The following is an 18,691-nucleotide window of genomic DNA, read 5'->3' as shown; positions in this document are numbered from 1 at the left end:
GAACTAAGAATTCTGCCAACTTATTGAGAAACTACTTAGACTGATAGGCGCTTCGCCAACCAGGGGAGCATTGGGTCGATGGGACGACTCTCGGTTCTTACCACCGTTTCGAGATCGGTTAGTTTTATCTCTGCCGCTTGCAGACCGACCATTTTACCGTGGTTGCCCTTCAGCATGTTTTCGACGGCAGCTTGACCGAAGCGAGCCCCTAAGAGGCGGTCGAAGACTGTCGGCGAACCGCCACGTTGATAATGGCCAAGAACGATGACGCGGGTTTCGAAGCCGATCCGATCCTTGATCTGATCGGCAATGTCCTGGGCTTTGCCGGCTCCTTCGGCCACCAGGATGATCGAGTTGCTGCGTCCCTCCCGGTAACGGCGGCGGAGATCGGTGCAGATCTGTTCCAGATCGTATTCTTCTTCCGGGATAAGGCTGTATTCAGCCCCGGAGGCGATAGTCGCGACCACCGCCAGGTAACCGCAGCCGCGTCCCATGGTTTCGACAACAAAGGCGCGATCATGTGATGAGGCGGTATCCTTTAAATTGTCCACGGCGGAGACGATGTTGTTAAGGGCGGTATCCACCCCGAGTGCCATATCGGTGAAAGGGATGTCGTTATCGATTGACGCGGGAATACCAATCACAGGAACCCCCTGCTGATGGATGGCGTAACCACCCTTAAGAGAACCATCACCACCGATGACAATCAGCCCCTCGACCCCCAACCCCTTAAGGTTTTCGCTTGCTAGCCTTAAGCCTGCCTCAGTGCGCATTTCCGCGCAGCGGGCACTTTGCAAAAAGGTGCCGCCACGTTGCAACACGTTGCTGACCGACCGAGTGCCCATGGTTTCATAGAGCCGGTCAATCAGTCCCTGAAAGCCTTTATAAATACCGATGACATCGACCTGTGCGGCTAATCCGGCCCGAACGACCGCACGGACCGTTGCATTCATCCCTGAGCAATCACCGCCACTGGTTAATACTGCAATCCGTTTCATAGGGAGATACCTTATCTGATGTATGGTTTGTAGATTTTAGGCGAAATCTATTTTTCTATATGACATCAAGAAGTTAAACAGTCGCGATCGTATTTGTCAAAAATTATTCACTTATCTTGACGGGTCATGAATAAGTGTTAGCTTATATGGTAAGTAACTGATATGACAATGTGTTACTCTGCTAACGTCAGTCGCGTAAAGGTTCAGTATGACGCCTTTCGAGGGGATAAATTTATGCCTAGTAGTGTACCAATCCCGAGTGTCCTGCCAATCTATCCGGTTAAAGATCAAATAGTCTTTCCTTATATGGTGTTGCCGGTTTTTTTTTCCAAGGCAACAGCCCCGATAATTGAAGAGGCGATGCGCGGTGATCAATTGCTGGGCATGGTTTATTGTCCTGGCAATAAGGGCATCTGTAATTATGATGAGCATCCGCGGATCGGGACGGTTTGCAAAATCAACCAGTTGATTAAGTTTCCCAAAGGTGGTGGGAAAGCTACTATTGAGGGGATCAGCCGATTTACAATGGATGCGCTGGTGAGCCAGGAGCCGTGTTTGATTGTCTCGATCAAACCGATCTCGGAGCAGGATTCCAAGGGGTCGGTGAGTGAAGCACTGGTGCAGAGTGTTAATGCTCTTTTGAAAATTGCTCTGGCCTATGGTCAACCGCTGCCCGATGACGTCATGAGTATGATCGATCGGATCGAGCACCCTGGTCGACTGGCGGATATGATAGCGGTCTATATCGGGCTCTCAATCGAGACCCAGCAACAGCTCTTGACGACTATCGATCCCGTCGAGCGTCTGAAGTCGGTTTTTATGCATCTGACCAATGAAGTGCAGAAGATGCAGGTTAAGGGTGAAATACGAACCGAGGTCACCAAGCAGATCGGCAAGAATCAGAAGGATCATATCCTGCGTGAGCAGATGAAGCAGATTCAGCAGGAACTCGGCGAACAGGATCCGCGCCAGGCAGAGATCAACGAGTTACGCACACGAATTCGGCAGGCGAAAATGCCGGATGAAGTGTTGACCGTGGCGGAAAAAGAGCTGCGTCGACTTGAGCAGATCAATCCGGCATCCCCGGAGTACACCGTCTCGCGCAGCTATCTGGATTACCTCTGTACCGCTCCCTGGCAGCAGGGGACCGAAGACAACCTGGATGTCAACAAGGCTGAAGAGGTGCTGGATGAGGATCATTATAATCTTAAAGAAGTAAAGCAGCGCATCCTTGAGTACCTGGCCGTCCGTTCCTTGCGCGCTACCACCAAGGGACCGATTCTTTGTTTTGTTGGCCCACCGGGCGTCGGTAAGACCTCGTTGGGTCGTTCTATCGCGCGGGCCATGGGGAGAAAATTTATCCGTTTTTCACTCGGCGGGATGAAGGATGAGGCTGAAGTTCGTGGCCATCGACGCACCTATATCGGCGCGCTGCCGGGACGGGTGATTCAGGAACTCTGTCGGGTGGAATCGAACAACCCTGTGTTCATGCTCGATGAGGTTGATAAAATCGGCCAGGACTTCCGTGGTGACCCATCCTCGGCTTTGTTGGAAGTGCTCGATCCTGAGCAGAATGATACCTTCAAGGATCATTATCTGGATGTGCCGTTTGACTTGTCGAAGGTGATGTTCATCACCACCGCCAACCTGCTCGATCCGATCCCGCACGCGCTTAAAGACCGGATGGAGGTTATCCGTTTAAGTGGCTACAGTGATGAGGATAAACAACAGATTGCCTATAAGTATCTTATTCCGAAAGAGATCGAAGAGAATGGGCTGACCGATTATCCGCTGGATTTTGATGAGGCCGCTGTCGGCAAGATTATCCATGATTATACGCGCGAGGCCGGGGTGCGCAATCTGGAGCGCAAGATAGCGGCGATTTGTCGCAAGGTCGCCAGGGAAATTACCCAAGGGGATAAACCACGTAAAGAGATCCATGCCGCGGATGTCGAGGAATTGCTCGGTCCCTGCGCTTTTTTTGCCGATGTCGCCAGTGAAGAAGATCGCATCGGTGTGGTCACCGGCCTGGCCTGGACCGAATCGGGTGGTGACATCCTTTTTATTGAAGCAGCCAAAATGCCTGGTCGCAAGGATCTGACCTTGACCGGTAGCCTCGGCGATGTGATGCAGGAATCAGCGCGGGCAGCTTTGACCTATGTGCGCAGCCGCGCTGCGGATTTTGGCATCGATCCTGATTTTTTCGAAAAGCATGATTTGCATATCCATGTTCCTTCTGGAGCTATCCCCAAAGATGGACCATCGGCCGGTGTGACGATCGCAACGGCGATTATTTCGCTCATGTCGGGTCGTCCGGCGCGCCGCGATATTGCGATGACTGGTGAACTGACCCTGTCAGGCCGTATTTTGCCGATCGGCGGAGTTAAGGAAAAGGTGCTGGCTGCCAGGCGAGCCGGAGTTAAAATAGTTTTGCTGCCAGCCCGCAATAAAGAGCATCTGGTTGAACTCGAAGAAGCGAACCTTGATGGCATCTCTGTCGAGTTGGTGGATACCATAGATCAAATTGTCGAAAAAATTCTTTTACCCGCCTGATTTTATTCGGCACTGTCCTGCAACGCAGGACAGTGCCTCGCCAAAAAGTTACCACACCGGTAGTCATTCCCTGATCTATGAGTTACTATGAAGATCACATATTCGCTAATTCATATAGTGTAGAGGTCTGTCATGTTTAAGTTACCAATATTTATACTCGTTTTATTGCTGCTGTTGCCGGTTACGGGCAGCGCTCAGACTCTGGCAGAGAAAGTCCAGGAGCACCATCTTGACAACGGTTTGACCCTGCTGTTGGTTGAACGTCACGCGTCGCCGACGGTCGCTGCATATATCAGTTTTCGGGTTGGTTCGGTTGATGAGAACAGTGAGCAGCGTGGTGTTGCTCATCTGTTGGAGCATATGTTGTTCAAGGGCACAAAAACCTTGGGCACAAAGGACTATCAACTGGAAAAAGATTCGCTGCAGAAGATTGAAGATCTGGGCCAGCGCATCGATGTTTTAAAGAATCAGCCCAAAGGTGATCAGCAGCAACTTGAGCAATTAAAGGCCCAACTGGAGCAGCTACAGCAGGAACATCACCAGTTGTTGATTAAGGACGAATTTGCCAAAATTTATTCGGAAAATGGTGGTGTCGGCTACAACGCATTTACCAGCAAGGATCAGACCACCTATCTGATTAATCTGCCAGCCAATAAGTTGGAACTCTGGGCGGCAATCGAATCGGACCGTTTACAAAACGCAGTGCTGCGTGAATTTTATACGGAACGGGAAGTTGTTCGGGAAGAGCGCCGTCGTTCCTATGAGAGCAATCCGGGCGGGAAGCTTTACGAAACCCTGCTGTCGACCGCTTACAAGGTCCATCCTTATCGCGATCCGATTATTGGTTGGGATTCAGATATAGACAATCTGACTCTCAAGGAAACGCGTGATTTTTTAGGTAAGTATTATTCGCCGGTCAACATGATCATTACCCTGGTCGGGGATTTTGACAGCGCCGAAACGCTTGAATTGGTCACCCGTTATTTCGGCTCATTGCCGCCGGGAGTTGTTGTGCCGCCGGTGGTGGAGCAGGAACCTCCACAAAAAGGTGAGCGCCGTGCCCATGTGATTTACGATACCGAACCGCAGCTGATGATTGCCTATCACAAACCGACCATGCCGCATCGGGAGGATTACGCCTTCGATATCCTCATGCAGGTGCTTGGTGAAGGACGGACTTCACGGCTTTATCAAGCGTTGGTCATTGATCAGCAGCTGGTGACCGGCCTCTCTGTTTTTGGTGCGCCAGGGTCACGATATGACAACTTGCTGACGATATCACTGACACCGCGGCAGTCATGCAGTTGTACTGACATCGAAGATGCAGTGCAACTCGAATTAGAGGAGTTACAGCGCGAACCGATAGCTGCCGAGGAAATCAAGAAAGCCCGTAAGCAGATTTTGACCTCGATCCTGCGAGGGATGAAGGGGAACAGCGGTCTGGCACGCATGCTCTCCTCATACCAAGTGTTGGGGAGTTGGCAATATCTGGTTGCTTACGAGGAACAATTGAACTCGATCACCGCTGAAGAGGTTATGGCTGCGGCCAAAAAGTATTTGCAGCCAGGTAATCGCACCGTGGTCAGCATTGGTCGGGAGGGGCTGGAATAATGCGCATCATTGTTATTTGTCTGTTCGCCTGGATGTTGGTCGGTTGCAGCCCGTCTGTTCCGCCACAGGCCGTACGTCCAGATCAACTCAGTTTTCCCGAACTTCAGTTCAGCTTTCCGGCCGTGGAACAACAGCAGTTAGCCAACGGTTTGCAACTTTATGTGAAGGAAGATCATGAATTGCCGTTGGTCGATATGACTTTGATGATCGGCGGTGGCAGTATTTTCGACCCGCTTGATAAGACCGGCTTGTCAGACCTGTTTGCGGCAACCTTGGAAACCGGCGGAGCTGGTGAGTTAACCCCGCTGCAGTTGGAATCTGAATTGGAAGCGATGGCCGCCGAGCTTTCGGTTTCAAGTTCGACCTATAGCTATTCGATCCGTTTATCGCTTCATCAGCGCGATTTGCAGCGCGGCATCGAAATTCTCACAGATCTATTACGTCGCCCTCGTTTTGCTGCCGATCGTCTGGAACTGGCGCGGAAAAATTTACTCGAATCAATCTGGCGGAAAAATGATGATCCCGGGTCCATCGCCGCTCGGCTTCTGGCTGAGGCGATCTATCCGCAGCATCCGTTTGGCAGCACACCGCAGGCAAATGTGGTTGGCGCGATAAGCCGGGAAGATTTACTACAGTTGCAGCAGCGTTACCTGCAACCGAACAATATCTGGATTGCCGCTTCCGGTTCCTTTGAGCAGCAAGAGCTGGTGGCCTTACTGGAGAAAAATCTGGCTGATTGGCAGACCTTTGCCCTCGGCCAGCAAGTGCTACCGCCGCTACCGCCGCTACCGCCGGCACCGGCTGGACGTATCCTGATGGTTAATAAGGATATTCCCCAGACCAGCATTTTGCTCGGTCATCCTGGGATAAATAAAGATAACCCCGACCTGTTTGCTTTGCGGGTGGCGAATTTTATTCTCGGTGGCGGTGGTTTTAATTCACGGATGATGCGCGAAATTCGATCTAATCGGGGCTTGGCTTATTCTGTTTATTCATATTTTCAGGTTGGTCGACGTTTGCCGGAACTTTTTATTGCCAGCAGTGAAACCAAGTGTGAAACGACGGCTGAGGTGGTGACACTGATGCGTCAGTTGATACAGCAGCTAAGGGATGAACCGGTGGCTACAGAAGAACTTGAGCTGGCAAAGCAGAGCCTGGTCAATTCTTTTGTTTTTGCTTTTAACGACACTCACTCTGTTGTCAGCCGTCAGGTGCGGCTTAACTTTTTTGACTATCCGCCAGGATTTCTGGAAACATATCAGCAGAACATAGCAGCAGTTACGGTTGCCGATGTGCAACGTGTAGCCCGTCAGTACCTGCAGCCTGATCAGTTACAGATGGTGCTGGTCGGAGATACCAGTAAGTTTTCTGCGGCTATCACCGCTTTCGGTTTGCCGGTCGAGAAGGTAGAATTGTAATTATATTGATGTGGTTTGTTAGCAAGGAGTGACAATGTTCAAGTCTGCCCAGTCGCGGATGCCCCTGCGCCAGAAAATCAAGTCTCTGCTCTGGGAGCAGAATCCCAACGATATGTCTTGGTTGCAGCGGGTCTTGTTGCGTCAGGTGCAGACGGTGGTGTTGGTCTTTCGTGATTTTGGCATCAATCAGAGTCTGCTGCGGGCTTCCGCACTGACCTATTACACGATGCTTTCTATCGTGCCGCTGCTAGCACTGATTTTTGCCCTATTAAAAGCCTTCGGGGTGCAGAATCTGCTGGAACCGCTGATCATGGAGAGGCTCAATGTTGGTAACGGCGAGGCGGTTCAGGCAATCCTTGGTTACATCAATAATACCCAGGTCGGCAAAATGGGGACTGTCGGTTTTGGTTTCCTGCTGGTTGCGGTAACTTCACTGCTTACGAATATCGAAAAATCATTCAATCACGTCTGGGGTGTCCCCGAGATCCGTCCGTTAATGCGTCGTTTTTCCGATTATCTGTCGGTCATTCTGGTTGGCCCGGTGTTAATTATTGCAGCCATCTCCATGACCTCCAGTCTTGCCAGTCATAACCTGGTGCAGAAATTGATTGAAATGCAGCTGGTCGGCAGCATGATCCTGCTGCTGTTCAAGGTGGTCCCCTTTATCTTCATGTGGCTGGCTTTTACTGTGCTCTACGTCTTTATGTCGAATATAAAGGTGGAGTGGCGGGCGGCGTTTATCGGCGGTGTTGTCGGCGGTACCCTGTGGCAATTTGCCCAGTGGGCCTATGTGAATTTTCAGGTCGGCGTTGCCAAGTATAATGCCATTTACGGGACGATGGCAGCGTTGCCGATTTTTATGGTCTGGCTTTACCTTTCCTGGGTGATTGTGCTGTTCGGGCTTGGGGTGACTTATGCCAAACAGAACCTGCGTACCAGCGGGCGAGATCTGCGAGGTTCTGAGGTCAGTCGCAATTGCTATGAGCAGGTTGCGCTAGTTTTGTTGGTTACGCTGGCTGATCGTTTTTCTCATGGTGGAAAAGCGATGAGCCAGGAACAGTTGGCCAAGTTGTTGTTTCTTCCCTCACGTCTTTGCCGTAACATTCTGCGGTTACTGGTCGAGATTGGTTACGTTTCGGAGCTTTGCAGTCGGCTCGGGCGCAGCAGTTATCAGCTCGGACGGGCGGCCGAAAATTTACCGCTAGCGGATATATTGCAAACTTTGCGCGATAAAGGGGAGGAGGTTTTGCACCTAAATCCGCATCCACAAACCCTGGTTGCCCTTGAAGCCTGTGAGAAAGTGGAGCGCTTGGTCGAGGAAGGCTTGCAAGGGATGACATTGCGCGATATGGTGCTCAGCTGCCAACAGCGTGAGGCCGGTTTGACGGACGAGGGCTCTGGGCCGAAAATGGTTCAGGCGGAGTAGGTTTTTAGCTCAATTTGACCATCGCGCATCTCTGCATACGAGAACTGCTGTATCCAATCGCCGACAGCAATAATTTGTTTGTTCTCTAACTGTTTCGCCGTCGGTTGATGGAAATGGCCGCACAGCACGGCGTCTGCACCGGCAGCGAACTCTTGTTCGGCAAAAGGGAGCAGCAGGGGGGATGGGTCCCAGCTATGGCTTTTCGGGTTTTTCTTCTTACTCAGACTACTCAACCAGATGCCGAAGGTCCAGACCGGGTCAGGGTGGATGATTCTCGCCAGGAAACGCACCAGGCTACTGCGCCAGAAGGAGCGCAGGCGCTTATAGTTGGGATTGGGGTTGAGCAGGTCGCCGTGGCAGAGCAGCAGTTTTTTGCCATCCCATTCGACCAACTGTTGATCGGTGATTACTGTACATCCAAGCTGTTCAGTGAAGTAGGGATCGATATGGAAATCATGATTCCCTTCAACAAAATAAAGTTTGGTACCGGTTGTCGCTAATTGGCGTAATTTTTCCAGTAAGGGGATGTACGCGGTAAAAGCGACATGCTTGTAGCCGAGCCAGAACTCGAAAATATCGCCGAGCAGAAACAGCCCATCGAGATCCTGCTGCTGGTCAAGAAACTCAAGCAGTCGCTGGTAATTATGATCCTGCGGCTGGCGCAGGTGGGCATCGGCAAGAAAAATAGCTCTCATGGTCGGCCACTATAAAGAGCTGATTAAACAAAGTCAATTGCGCTCAATTCTCTTCGGTAGGAGGTGTAGTAATGGAATACCCGATGATTCATATCTGTTATCGCGTCATGGATCTGGACGCCAGTGAGAATTTTTATCGTCAAGCCTTTGGTTTTGCAGTGTCACGTAAAAAGGATTTTCCTGAAGGCCGCTTTACCCTCAGCTACATGACGTCGGCAGAGTTGCCTTTTGAGCTTGAGCTGACCTACAACTACGATCAGCAGGAACCGTACGTCATCGGCAACGGCTATTCCCATTTGGCAGTGGCCGTGACCGATCTGGAAGCATCCCACAAGAAACATAGCGATATGGGCTTGGAGGTCACTCAGCTAAAAGGGTTGAGTGCCGGTCAGCCGATGTTTTATTTTGTCACCGATCCGGACGGATTTCGTGTTGAAGTCGTCCGGCGCAAAAATCTCTAGGAGGAAATTAGATGTCATTTGATGATCTGCTTGATAAGGCCCAACGTGCTCTTGAGGAGGACGATAGCTGCACTGCTCTGCCGCTGTTGCAGGAGGCGCTCAAGCTTCAGCAAACCCCAGAAGCTTGGCTGTTGCTGGCAGAAGCGCAGCTGGATGAAAATCAGCTCGCGCAAGCGAAGAAAAGTTTGACCGCCGGACTCAAACTGAATAGTGAACATATCGATCTGCTTTATTTCTCTGCCGATCTGAGCCTGGAGGAAGAAAAGGTCAACGCCGCGTTGCAAACCTACGCACGGATTATTGAACTTGATTCCCAGCAGACTGACGCCCGGGTCTATAAGGCCCTGCTGGAGATGGATGAAGACCGGCTGGATGCAGCGGAGAAAACCTGCCGTACCGCGTTGGAAAAGGAGCCTGATTCGGTTCTGGCTCTCAATGCTCTGGGTGATATCTGTTGCGCCAGCGGGCAGAATCAGCAGGCGCTGGAGAGTTATCTGCTGGCTGTCGGAATCGATCCCGAAGAACCACAGACCCATCTGAATCTTGCCGATCTTTATTACGAGATGGAAAAACTGCCGGAAGCCGAAGAAGCCTGTTGTAAAGCATTGCAACTGGATGCTGGTTTGGCGCTAGCTTACTTGACGCTGGGTTATATTTACATGGACCTGGATCGTGCCGAGGATGCCATTGAGAATTTCCAGCAATTTTTAAAGCTGGAGAATAGTTCATCAGCCAAACAGATTCGTGATGAAGTGAAAGCTGCCATTGAAGGTTTGAAATAGTACATATTTTATTGCTTTTGGGAGGTTTGTCATGTTGCAGGGGATGGTACTGCTGCTGGTCTTCCAGTTGGTCGGTGAGGGCGTTGCCGTCCTGTTTGCGCTGCCGATCCCTGGCAATGTCATCGGTATGGCGCTCATGCTGCTGGCACTGTCGGTTGGTTGGGTCAAGCTTGATTGGTTGCAGGATGCGGCTGATTTGCTGCTTTCCTACATGGCGATGTTCTTTGTCCCGGCAGGCGTCGGTGTGATGCTCTATTTCGACTTGATCGGTCGGGAGTGGTTGCCGATTGTCGCCGGGACGGTCATCAGTACCTTTGTCGTCATGGCGGTCACCGGTTGGGCAGAGAAGCTCCTCGACAAGCACGAGGAATCCCAGACATGACAGAGCTGCTTGCTTCCCCTTTGTTCGGTATTGCCCTGACGCTGCTGGTCTACCGCTTGGCCGAGCTGCTTTATCAGCGGACCCGTTTCATTCTTTTTAATCCGGTTGCCGTGGCCATCGTCAGTATTATCCTGCTGCTTAAGCTCTGTAATATTCCCTATCAGGATTACAACAATGGCGGCAAGATGATTCTTTTTCTGCTTGGGCCCGCAGTGGTTGCACTGGCAGTGCCCCTATATCAGCGCCGGGCAGAAATCCTCAAACGGAAATTACCCATACTCATCGGGATTGTTGCCGGGGCGCTTTCATCAATCGTCTCTGCCGCCGGTATCACCTGGTTGCTCGGCGGCAGTCACGAGGTGGTGCTCTCTCTGGTGGCTAAATCGGTCACCACGCCGATTGCCATCGGTATTACCGAAAAGATCGGCGGCATCGTGCCGCTGACGGCTGCGCTGGTGGTGCTGACGGGTTGCCTCGGGGCGATTTGTGGTCCGGAATTTTGTCGTCTGATCGGGATTCGTTCCAAGGTGGCGATGGGGTTGGCCGTTGGCACCGCGTCACATGGCATCGGCACCGCCCGCCTGTTGGGTGAGGATCGTTTTGCCGGGGCAATATCTGGTCTGGCCATCGGGTTGAACGGTTTGGCGACCGCGCTCCTGGTCCCCTTGTTATGGTTGCTGTTTGGATAAGGTTCGATGACTGACAAGCCTAAAAAACATCTCGCAGAACTGAAAAATAGCATCTTTATTGTGATTGGCTCGATGTTTCTGGCCGCTGGCGTTGTTCTTTTCCTGGCGCCGAATCAGATTGCCACCGGTGGTACGCCGGGCATGGCGATTCTGCTTAATTACCTGATCGACCAGCCGATCGGTACGCTGATGATTGCCATCAATGTACCGCTGTTGTTAGCCGGTGCAAAACTGCTGGGACGGGCTTTTGCTGTTCGTACCTTGATCGCAATTGTACTTTCCGGTCTGTTTATTGATCTGCTGGCAGAAGTTTTCGTGCTTTCTGCCGTCAGTAATAATACGTTGCTTGCGGCTCTGTATGGCGGTATTGCTGTTGGTTGCGGCGTCGGCTTGATTTTGCGCGGCAATGCCTCGGCCGGAGGCTCAACCGTTATTGCCAAGATTGTTTCGGCGCGTAGCCACATCAAGCCGGGACAGGTGATCTTTACCATTGATGTCTTGATTATCGTTGCCTCGGGTTTTGTTTTTAACGACATCGAACGGGCTCTGTGGAGTCTGATCAGTATTTATGCTACGGCAAAATGTATCGACATGATCCTGACCGGAGCGCCCTCAGAAAAGGTGGTGCATATCGCTTCGGATCGAGTCGATTTGCTCAGTCAGAAAATTTGTGAATCGCTTGGCAAGCAGGGGACGATCATCACTGGAACCGATCTGGTTCAAGGCCAAGAAAAACATCTGATCTTTGTTACTGTTGAAGCGCGGCGAATTATGCTGCTGCGCGATATTATCCGGCAACATGATCCTGATGCGTTCATGGTGGTGATGGAAGCTTCAGAGATGCTCGGGCGCGGTCATGGAATTTAGTTTTTCGAAAGATGGAAGAGAATAATGGGAATTGCCGCTGATATTGTCATCATCGTTGTTGCTGCGCTAGTTGGTGGACTGATTGCACAGAGACTGCGTCAGCCGTTAATTCTCGGCTATATTCTGGCCGGGGTGGCGATCGGTCCCTTTACCGGCGGCGTGACTGTTTCCGGTGTTCACGACATTGAAAAACTTGCTGAAATCGGCGTCGCCCTGTTGCTGTTCGCCTTGGGGCTTGAGTTTTCCCTGAAAGAACTCAAACCGGTTAAATATGTCGCTCTGCTCGGCGGTTCGCTGCAGATATTGTTGACCATCGGTTACGGCTTCCTGATTGGTCGCTGGTTAGGCTGGGATTCAGGACCTTCGCTGTGGTTGGGTGGCATCGCATCCCTGTCGAGTACCATGGTGATCCTCAAGACCCTGATGAACCAAGGCATGATGGGGACACTCTCCAGTCGGGTCATGGTCGGGATTCTGATTGTCCAGGATCTGGCGGTCGTGCCACTGCTGATTCTTTTACCGCAACTCTCCGACCCGACCAGCGGTCTGCCTATTCTCGGTATCGCGGCGATCAAGTCGGTTGTTTTTCTGCTGCTGATGTTTTTTATCGGCACGCGCCTGCTGCCCTGGTTGCTGGCGATTGTTGCGCGCTGGAATTCGCGAGAACTGTTTGTCCTGACGATCACCGCTATTGGTCTGGGAATTGGTTACTCCACCTACCTGGTTGGGCTGTCGTTCGCCTTTGGGGCGTTTGTGGCCGGGATGGTGCTCAGCGAATCGGACTATGGGCATCAGGCCCTCAGCGATATTATCCCGTTACGTGACCTGTTCGGCTTGCTGTTTTTTACCTCGGTCGGCATGCTGCTCGATCCTAATTTTCTGCTGGAGAATTACGCTGGGGTCTTGCAGTTATTGCTGTTGATTGCCATCGGTAAAGGTTTGCTGATGGCCGGGATCGTTCGTAGCTTCGGTTATGGCAATGTTGTACCGTTAGCGGTTGGTTTGGGGATGTTTCAGATCGGAGAATTTTCTTTTGTTTTGGGGCAGATCGGTTTTGCCGGTGGATTTCTGAATGGTGAACAACATTCTTATATTCTCTCAGCAACCATTCTCAGTATGTTGATCACACCGCTGGCTTCCGGATTGACCGCACCCCTTTACGGGTTAAAGCGGCGGATGCTAAAAACCGACACGCTGGAAACGGTCAACCTGCCGCAGGAAGGCCTGCATGACCACATCGTCATTGCTGGCGGTGGACGGGTTGGGCAACATGTCGCTCAGGTGTTAATGCAGCTCGAAGTGCAATTTGTCATTATTGAGTTGAGTCATCGTCTCATCGAAGATTGTAAAACTTGCGGTTACCCGGCTATTTATGGCGATGCCAGTCACGACGTTATCCTTGAAGCCGCCAGTCTCGATGAAGCGAAACAATTATTGATTACTATCCCGCACATTGCGACCACTGAAAGCATCGTCCGTTACGCGCATCGTCATCACCCCGATCTGAATATCGTTGTTCGCGCTGAAGGGGCAGAGCAGATGAAAGCGCTTTATGAGGATGGCGTCTATATGGTTATCCTTCCAGAACTCGAGGCCGGCCTCGAGATCGCACGGCAGGCGCTGCTCCATCTGAAAATTCCGATTAACATCATTCAACGCTTCACCGATTCGGTTCGACGTGACCATTATCATTCCGATGTGGAAAATGAAAATGGTACCCGTGAATTGCGGTTGTTGAAGAGTGCCCACGAATTACTCGAGCTGACATGGGAGAGGGTGGGGCAGGAAAGTTTATTGGTCGGCTCAAGCATCCGTGATTTAGATATCCGTAGCCGTGCAGGAGTCTCAATCGTCGGTGTTTTGCGGAATGGAGATTTTACCACCAACCCTTCGGCCGATTTTGTTTTCCAGGTTGATGATTTGATCGCGGTTATTGGAAATTTGGCGCAGAGAACTGCGATGGAGGCATTGAGTGTTTCATTAAAGTGATTGTTGTTGCACAAAAAAAGGTCACCGGAAACCGATGACCTTTTTTTCTTGAGCTTTTTGACTGACTGATTACCGACCAGCAGCAGCCCGCTTGGCAGCTTTAAGCGGATTGACGCGAACGTCAGCAACCGTGAGGTCAACTTTTTTGTGTGTTGCGAAGTTACACAAACCACTCAACCATTTGCTGGTAGGGTTCGGGTAAGAGGTGCAGACGTCGCCGATGCTACCCTTGGCGATACGTTCGCAGCCTTGACATTCTTCAACAACAATTTGGCAGCTGCCACCTTCGGCAACACAACCAGCTTTTTTCCAAAAGGTACACTCGGTACCGGGAAGTACGGTTTGGCACTGCATAAATTCTATTCCTCCTAGCTTTATGCTTTGATTCAGATTCAGAACGCCTACTAATAGCGAATTTCATTTCTTGAGTCAACGATTTTTCTTTATTTTTTATCGATTTCGACGATTGACCTCTCGAGGATGAAACGGTTAATCTGCGGGCATGAGCGAAGAAAGAAAAAAAGTCGAGCCAGGGACCGCACAATGGGAAGCTCTTTGCCAGCAATGCGGCCGCTGCTGTTATGAAAAACTTGATTATCGTGGAAGGATTTTTTATACCCAAAAGCCTTGCCCACACCTTGATACGATTATTAATCGCTGCCGCATTTACGGGCAACGTTCGGAATTGCATCCTGATTGCGTTCATTTAACACCTGAGCTGCTCAAAGCTGGGTTTTTACCGGAAGATTGTCCTTACGTCAAAGGGATCCGTGACTACCAGGCTCCCTGTCTGGAAGAAGATGAACATTGATTTATCAGGTGGTGTTTCAGGGGTTAGCTCCTTTGCCCCGTTCTCCTTTTCATATGTTATATTTTTAATTCTCTTTCAAAATTTCTCTTATCCAGATTTTAATCACTATCGGAGGGTTTTCGATGTCCCATATTAAATTCGGTACTTCAGGTTGGCGTGGCATTTTATGCGAAGATTTTACGCTGGACAATGTTCGGGTTGTGACCCAGGCAATTGCCGATCATCTGCATGCCGAAGGCATTGCTGAGCAGGGTATTGTCATCGGTTACGACGCCCGTTTTATGGGTGCTGATTTTGGTCGCGAGACAGCTCGTGTTCTAGCCGGTGCTGGAATTAAGAGTTTTTTCTGTTGCCGAGACACCCCGACCCCGGTGATAGCCCACGAACTGCTCAGACGTAAGGCTGCCGGTGCGATCAATTTTACCGCCAGTCACAATCCTTACAATTACAACGGGATAAAGTTTTCTCCGGCCTGGGGTGGCCCCGCACTCCCCGAAACAACAGGTGATATTGAAAAACGCGCCAATGAAATGATCGGTGAGATTGTCTTTAAGGATATGCCGCTAGGTAGGGCAGCAGAAAAAGGTTTATTTGAGGAAATAGATCCGCGCGCGGCCTATTTTGACACCTTGCGCAAACTGGTCGATTTTGCAGCCATTGCTGCTTCCGGGATGAAGATTGCTGTTAATCCGCTCTACGGTTCCGGCCGTGATTATCTGGATACTATCCTCGAGCAGGCCGGGGTGTCGATCGTCAAGATCAACGACCATCTCGATCCTTACTTCGGCGGTGAACCACCGGAACCCGCTGAAGCGCATATTCAAGACTTTATTGCACTGATCAAAGCAGATGATTCCATCGCTCTGGGTATTGCCACCGATGGCGATGCGGACCGTTTCGGCATTGTTGATGGCGACGGTCGATATATTGAACCGAATTACATTCTGGCGCTGCTGTTCGACTACATGATACGTCGCAAGGGGTTAAAGGGCAATGCCGCGCGTAGCGTTGCAACCTCGCACCTGATCGACGCCGTGGCTAAACATCATGGGGTTGAGGTTCTGGAAACGCCGGTCGGCTTCAAATATATCGGCGAGTACATCAGTGAGGGTAAGATTCTGATCGGTGGCGAAGAGAGCGCCGGTTTGAGTATTTGCGGACATGTTCCGGAAAAAGACGGTATTCTTGCCTGCCTGCTGGTCGCAGAGATGGTTGCGGTTGAAAGACGGAGCTTGCGTGAATTGCTCGCGGATCTGTATAGCCGAGTCGGAGAAATTTATACTAAGCGCATCAATATTCAGTTGTCAGCAGCGCTGGAAGAGACTCTGCCGGAAAAATTGCAATACCCACCGGAGCAGATTGGCGGCCGTAAAATTACTGAGATTATTCGTATCGATGGTAACAAGTTTCTGTTCGCCGATGGCAGCTGGATGTTGTTCCGTAAGTCGGGGACTGAGCCGGTGGTCCGTTTGTATGCCGAAGCTGCCACCAGTGCGGCGCTGGAAGAATTGATTGTACAGGGCGAAAAGTTTATCCTCGGATAATATCTGTCGTCAGCTTTAGTTTGTTTGCTGCCGCTTAATACTTAGAAAGGGAGCCGTAATTGCGGCTCCTTTTTTTTTGCCCTGGCTTCAAAGTGTGTCGTTACGGCCAGGGCGATGTCGCTACTGAGCTTGGCGAGAGCTTTGTTGAGTCCCTCAACCAGCGCTTGATAGCTGTCGCTGATGGGGGTTTTGGCAATGAAATGTTTCCGTTGTAACTCCGTGGAGCCATCAGTGCCGAACAATGTCCAGCGGATATCAACTTCGGTCTGTTGACCGATGATACCGTCAAAACGATTTAGCGTTACTTTGAGCGACAGGTTTTTGCTGTTAGTCGCAGTCCAGGGGGCAGAGTTTATCCGCCCACCGTTGATTGCCTTGGTTAAGTTTTCCTGTAGGGTGCGGGTGAAGTTTTCCGGTAAAGGCTCTGCCCAACGGTCATGGTCCGCAATGGCGATGGCGTTGCTGTGATCACGTGTGACAATTTGTGGACGATCAAGATAGGTTGGGAATTCGATCGGGCCTAAATCCAGCTGAATAGTCTGCGCAGAATGATCAGCAGAGGGCTCAGCGGTCGCTTCTAACAGGTAGAAACGGGTTGGCTGCGGTTCTCCACCCAGTTGAATGCAGGAGCTGCAGAGCAGCAGGAAAAATAGAAGGAGAAAGCGGTTCATTGTTGACCTCCAACACTGCGGCCGCGCAGCAAAATCTGTGGATTGCGTTCGATCTCTGAGGTGAGGTAGCGCACCGAACGCGAAGCTCGGTTGAGTTCTTGAAGCGTTTGCGATAGTTGCTGTTGCAGGCGTGAATCGTTATCCGTCATTTCATGTAAACGTTGCATCGAATCTTCAGTTTTCTGCGACGCCGCAGTGAATGCCAACAGGGCTTGAGACAAGTCCTTACTGACCGGATCGATTTTCCTGTCGAAGTGGTCGATGGTCTTTTCTGTGGCCTCAAGCGTGGCGTGTAATTTATTCGACAGCGGCAGCAGCTGCTGATTCAGGGACATTAACAATGCGTTTAACTGGGTTGCTGTTTGATCGAACTTGGCCAGCCCATTATGTAGACTTGGTGAGGTGACCAGCTTTTCGAAACCCTCGGCGGAATTAATCAGTTTTAGCGCCAACTCCCGTAATGGCAGATCTTCAATTGTTTTGGTGAGTTCACCGAGGCTGGAACTGATGGTCGGTAATGCCGGGTGCTCGGTTGAATACTCGGTCAAATAGATCGGTTCATCAGGATGCATATCAAAGTTAACGTACAAGCGTCCCGTGACCAGGCTGTCAAGTTGCAGTTGTGCCCGCAAGCCTTTCGCGACCAAACGTTCTATCGGGTTGGCGCCCTTGACCGATGTTTTTAATGCTTCAAAAATGCCTTTGTCTGAACCCTCGGCTTCGATCCGTGAAGGTTCTATTTCGATAAGAACCGGAATGTGAAACGCAAAATCCGTCGGTCTGACCCGGACGTTAATATCCTTTACCTGACCGATCTTAACGCCGCGAAAGCGGACCGGCGAGCCGACCGTGAGGCCCTTGACCGAGCTGTCAAAATGTAAAACGTACAGCTTGGTTTCGGATATCAATCCACCCGGACCAAAAAAGACCAGGCCAGCGACGCTGAGCAGAATGGCGCCAACGACAAAGCTACCGATGACCCGTGGATCTATTCTTTTACGTCGGTACATATCAACCTCATTTACATTCCATTTGTTTTGCTATCAGTTTGCCCGGGTTAAAAACTTTATAATTCGTTCATCTGTGGATGTTTCTAGCAACTGCTTGGGGGCACCGCTGGCAATAATCGTCTTACTGTCGGGATCGAGGAAGATCGCGTTGTCTCCAACGGCAAAAATACTCGCCAACTCATGACTGACGATAACAATTGTGGCCCCGAGGCTGTCGCGCAACTGCAGAATTAAATCGTCGAGCAAGCGAGAACTGACCGGGTCGAGGCCTGCGGATGGTTCATCGAAAAACAGAATCTCCGGGTCGAGCGCCATTGCCCGTGCCAGACCAGCCCGTTTTTGCATGCCACCGCTGATTTCGGAGGGGTAATAATCTTCAAATCCGGCCAACCCGACCAGTGAGAGTTTGTAGGAAATTACTTCACGGATCTGCCGTGCAGACAGCTTGGTGTACTCTTTCAACGGGACTTCAAGGTTTTCAGCCAGAGTCATGGAACTCCAGAGTGCGCCCCCTTGGTAGAGAACACCACAATGGCTGATGATCTGGTTGCGTTCTTCGTTTGACGTTTGCCACAGATCGACGCCATTGATAAAAATTTGCCCTTGGTAAGGGAACATCAACCCAACTAAGTGGCGCAGCAGGGTGCTTTTTCCGCAACCGCTTCCTCCCATGATAACGAAGATCTCTCCCCGCGAGATAGTGAAGCTGAGATTTTCCTGAATGATTGTTTCGCCATAGGCCATGGTCAGATTGCGGATATCGAGGTGGTTGTCAGGAATCATC

General features: G+C 50.9%; 18 protein-coding genes. 12 read left to right on the top strand and 6 right to left on the bottom strand.

Annotated elements, in window-relative coordinates; genetic code table 11:
* Positions 1–35: 35 nt before the first annotated feature.
* Positions 36–998: a 6-phosphofructokinase gene (gene pfkA, locus ACZ5PT_RS16410; protein WP_464264104.1), complete on the bottom strand. Its 963-nt coding sequence runs from the start codon at positions 996–998 to the stop codon at positions 36–38.
* 234 nt (positions 999–1,232) lie between these two features.
* Here pfkA and lon point away from each other — a divergent pair, with 234 nt between their 5' ends.
* From lon to ACZ5PT_RS16390, 4 genes are all read left to right on the top strand, one after another.
* Positions 1,233–3,551: an endopeptidase La gene (gene lon, locus ACZ5PT_RS16405; protein ID WP_464264103.1), complete on the top strand. Its 2,319-nt coding sequence runs from the start codon at positions 1,233–1,235 to the stop codon at positions 3,549–3,551.
* A 132-nt stretch (positions 3,552–3,683) separates the two neighbouring features.
* Complete coding sequence (locus tag ACZ5PT_RS16400) at positions 3,684–5,162, top strand: M16 family metallopeptidase (RefSeq protein WP_464264102.1); 1,479 nt, start codon at positions 3,684–3,686, stop codon at positions 5,160–5,162.
* A complete protein-coding gene (locus ACZ5PT_RS16395) occupies positions 5,162–6,580 on the top strand; it encodes a M16 family metallopeptidase (protein ID WP_464264101.1) in 1,419 nt (472 codons plus the stop codon). Before ACZ5PT_RS16400 ends, ACZ5PT_RS16395 begins: the two co-directional genes overlap by 1 nt.
* A gap of 34 nt (positions 6,581–6,614) precedes the next feature.
* Complete coding sequence (locus tag ACZ5PT_RS16390; protein WP_464264100.1) at positions 6,615–8,006, top strand: YhjD/YihY/BrkB family envelope integrity protein; 1,392 nt, start codon at positions 6,615–6,617, stop codon at positions 8,004–8,006.
* Here ACZ5PT_RS16390 and ACZ5PT_RS16385 read toward each other — a convergent pair.
* Entirely contained in the window at positions 7,994–8,701 is a 708-nt protein-coding gene (locus ACZ5PT_RS16385; RefSeq protein ID WP_464264099.1) for a UDP-2,3-diacylglucosamine diphosphatase, read from the bottom strand. The genes ACZ5PT_RS16390 and ACZ5PT_RS16385 overlap by 13 nt on opposite strands.
* A 71-nt stretch (positions 8,702–8,772) precedes the next feature.
* Here ACZ5PT_RS16385 and gloA point away from each other — a divergent pair, with 71 nt between their 5' ends.
* From gloA to ACZ5PT_RS16355, 6 genes are read left to right on the top strand one after another with little or no spacing between them, the layout of a single operon-like run.
* Positions 8,773–9,162, top strand: a complete 390-nt coding sequence (gloA, locus tag ACZ5PT_RS16380; protein ID WP_464264098.1) for a lactoylglutathione lyase — start codon at positions 8,773–8,775, stop codon at positions 9,160–9,162.
* Positions 9,163–9,173: 11 nt separating this feature from the next.
* Positions 9,174–9,944, top strand: coding sequence for a tetratricopeptide repeat protein (locus tag ACZ5PT_RS16375; protein WP_464264097.1), 771 nt, complete (start codon positions 9,174–9,176; stop codon positions 9,942–9,944).
* 31 nt (positions 9,945–9,975) lie between these two features.
* Positions 9,976–10,326: a CidA/LrgA family protein gene (locus ACZ5PT_RS16370; RefSeq protein ID WP_464264096.1), complete on the top strand. Its 351-nt coding sequence runs from the start codon at positions 9,976–9,978 to the stop codon at positions 10,324–10,326.
* Positions 10,323–11,015, top strand: a complete 693-nt coding sequence (locus tag ACZ5PT_RS16365; RefSeq protein WP_464264095.1) for an LrgB family protein — start codon at positions 10,323–10,325, stop codon at positions 11,013–11,015. The genes ACZ5PT_RS16370 and ACZ5PT_RS16365 overlap by 4 nt, the downstream gene beginning before the upstream one ends.
* 6 nt (positions 11,016–11,021) lie before the next feature.
* Positions 11,022–11,882 (top strand): YitT family protein, encoded by an 861-nt coding sequence (locus tag ACZ5PT_RS16360; protein ID WP_464264094.1) that lies wholly within the window; start codon positions 11,022–11,024, stop codon positions 11,880–11,882.
* Positions 11,883–11,906: 24 nt separating this feature from the next.
* Positions 11,907–13,871 (top strand): monovalent cation:proton antiporter family protein, encoded by a 1,965-nt coding sequence (locus ACZ5PT_RS16355; protein WP_464264093.1) that lies wholly within the window; start codon positions 11,907–11,909, stop codon positions 13,869–13,871.
* A gap of 69 nt (positions 13,872–13,940) precedes the next feature.
* Here the strand turns inward: ACZ5PT_RS16355 and ACZ5PT_RS16350 are convergent, their stop codons facing one another.
* Entirely contained in the window at positions 13,941–14,225 is a 285-nt protein-coding gene (locus tag ACZ5PT_RS16350) for a PxxKW family cysteine-rich protein (protein WP_464264092.1), read from the bottom strand.
* Positions 14,226–14,373: 148 nt separating this feature from the next.
* Between ACZ5PT_RS16350 and ACZ5PT_RS16345 the strand changes: the two genes are divergently transcribed.
* Both ACZ5PT_RS16345 and ACZ5PT_RS16340 read left to right on the top strand, forming a co-directional pair.
* Positions 14,374–14,682 carry a CxxCxxCC domain-containing protein gene (locus ACZ5PT_RS16345; protein ID WP_464264091.1) on the top strand — a complete coding sequence of 103 codons (309 nt, stop codon included), beginning with the start codon at positions 14,374–14,376 and terminating at the stop codon, positions 14,680–14,682.
* A 122-nt stretch (positions 14,683–14,804) separates the two neighbouring features.
* A complete protein-coding gene (locus ACZ5PT_RS16340; RefSeq protein ID WP_464264090.1) occupies positions 14,805–16,226 on the top strand; it encodes a phosphoglucomutase/phosphomannomutase family protein in 1,422 nt (473 codons plus the stop codon).
* Positions 16,227–16,267: 41 nt separating this feature from the next.
* On the opposite strand, the gene ACZ5PT_RS16335 is transcribed toward ACZ5PT_RS16340, so the two are convergent.
* Genes ACZ5PT_RS16335 through ACZ5PT_RS16325 form a run of 3 tightly spaced genes read right to left on the bottom strand, consistent with a single transcriptional unit; the run spans position 16,268 to position 18,690 of the window.
* Positions 16,268–16,897: a PqiC family protein gene (locus ACZ5PT_RS16335; RefSeq protein ID WP_464264089.1), complete on the bottom strand. Its 630-nt coding sequence runs from the start codon at positions 16,895–16,897 to the stop codon at positions 16,268–16,270.
* Entirely contained in the window at positions 16,894–17,907 is a 1,014-nt protein-coding gene (locus ACZ5PT_RS16330) for an MlaD family protein (protein WP_464264088.1), read from the bottom strand. Before ACZ5PT_RS16330 ends, ACZ5PT_RS16335 begins: the two co-directional genes overlap by 4 nt.
* 33 nt (positions 17,908–17,940) lie before the next feature.
* Positions 17,941–18,690 (bottom strand): ABC transporter ATP-binding protein, encoded by a 750-nt coding sequence (locus ACZ5PT_RS16325; RefSeq protein ID WP_464264087.1) that lies wholly within the window; start codon positions 18,688–18,690, stop codon positions 17,941–17,943.
* Position 18,691 lies beyond the last annotated feature (1 nt).

The organism is Desulfuromusa ferrireducens (genome assembly GCF_055389805.1).
The sequence above is the reverse complement of the archived record's forward strand: the minus strand, read 5'-3'. Positions and strand labels throughout refer to the sequence as shown.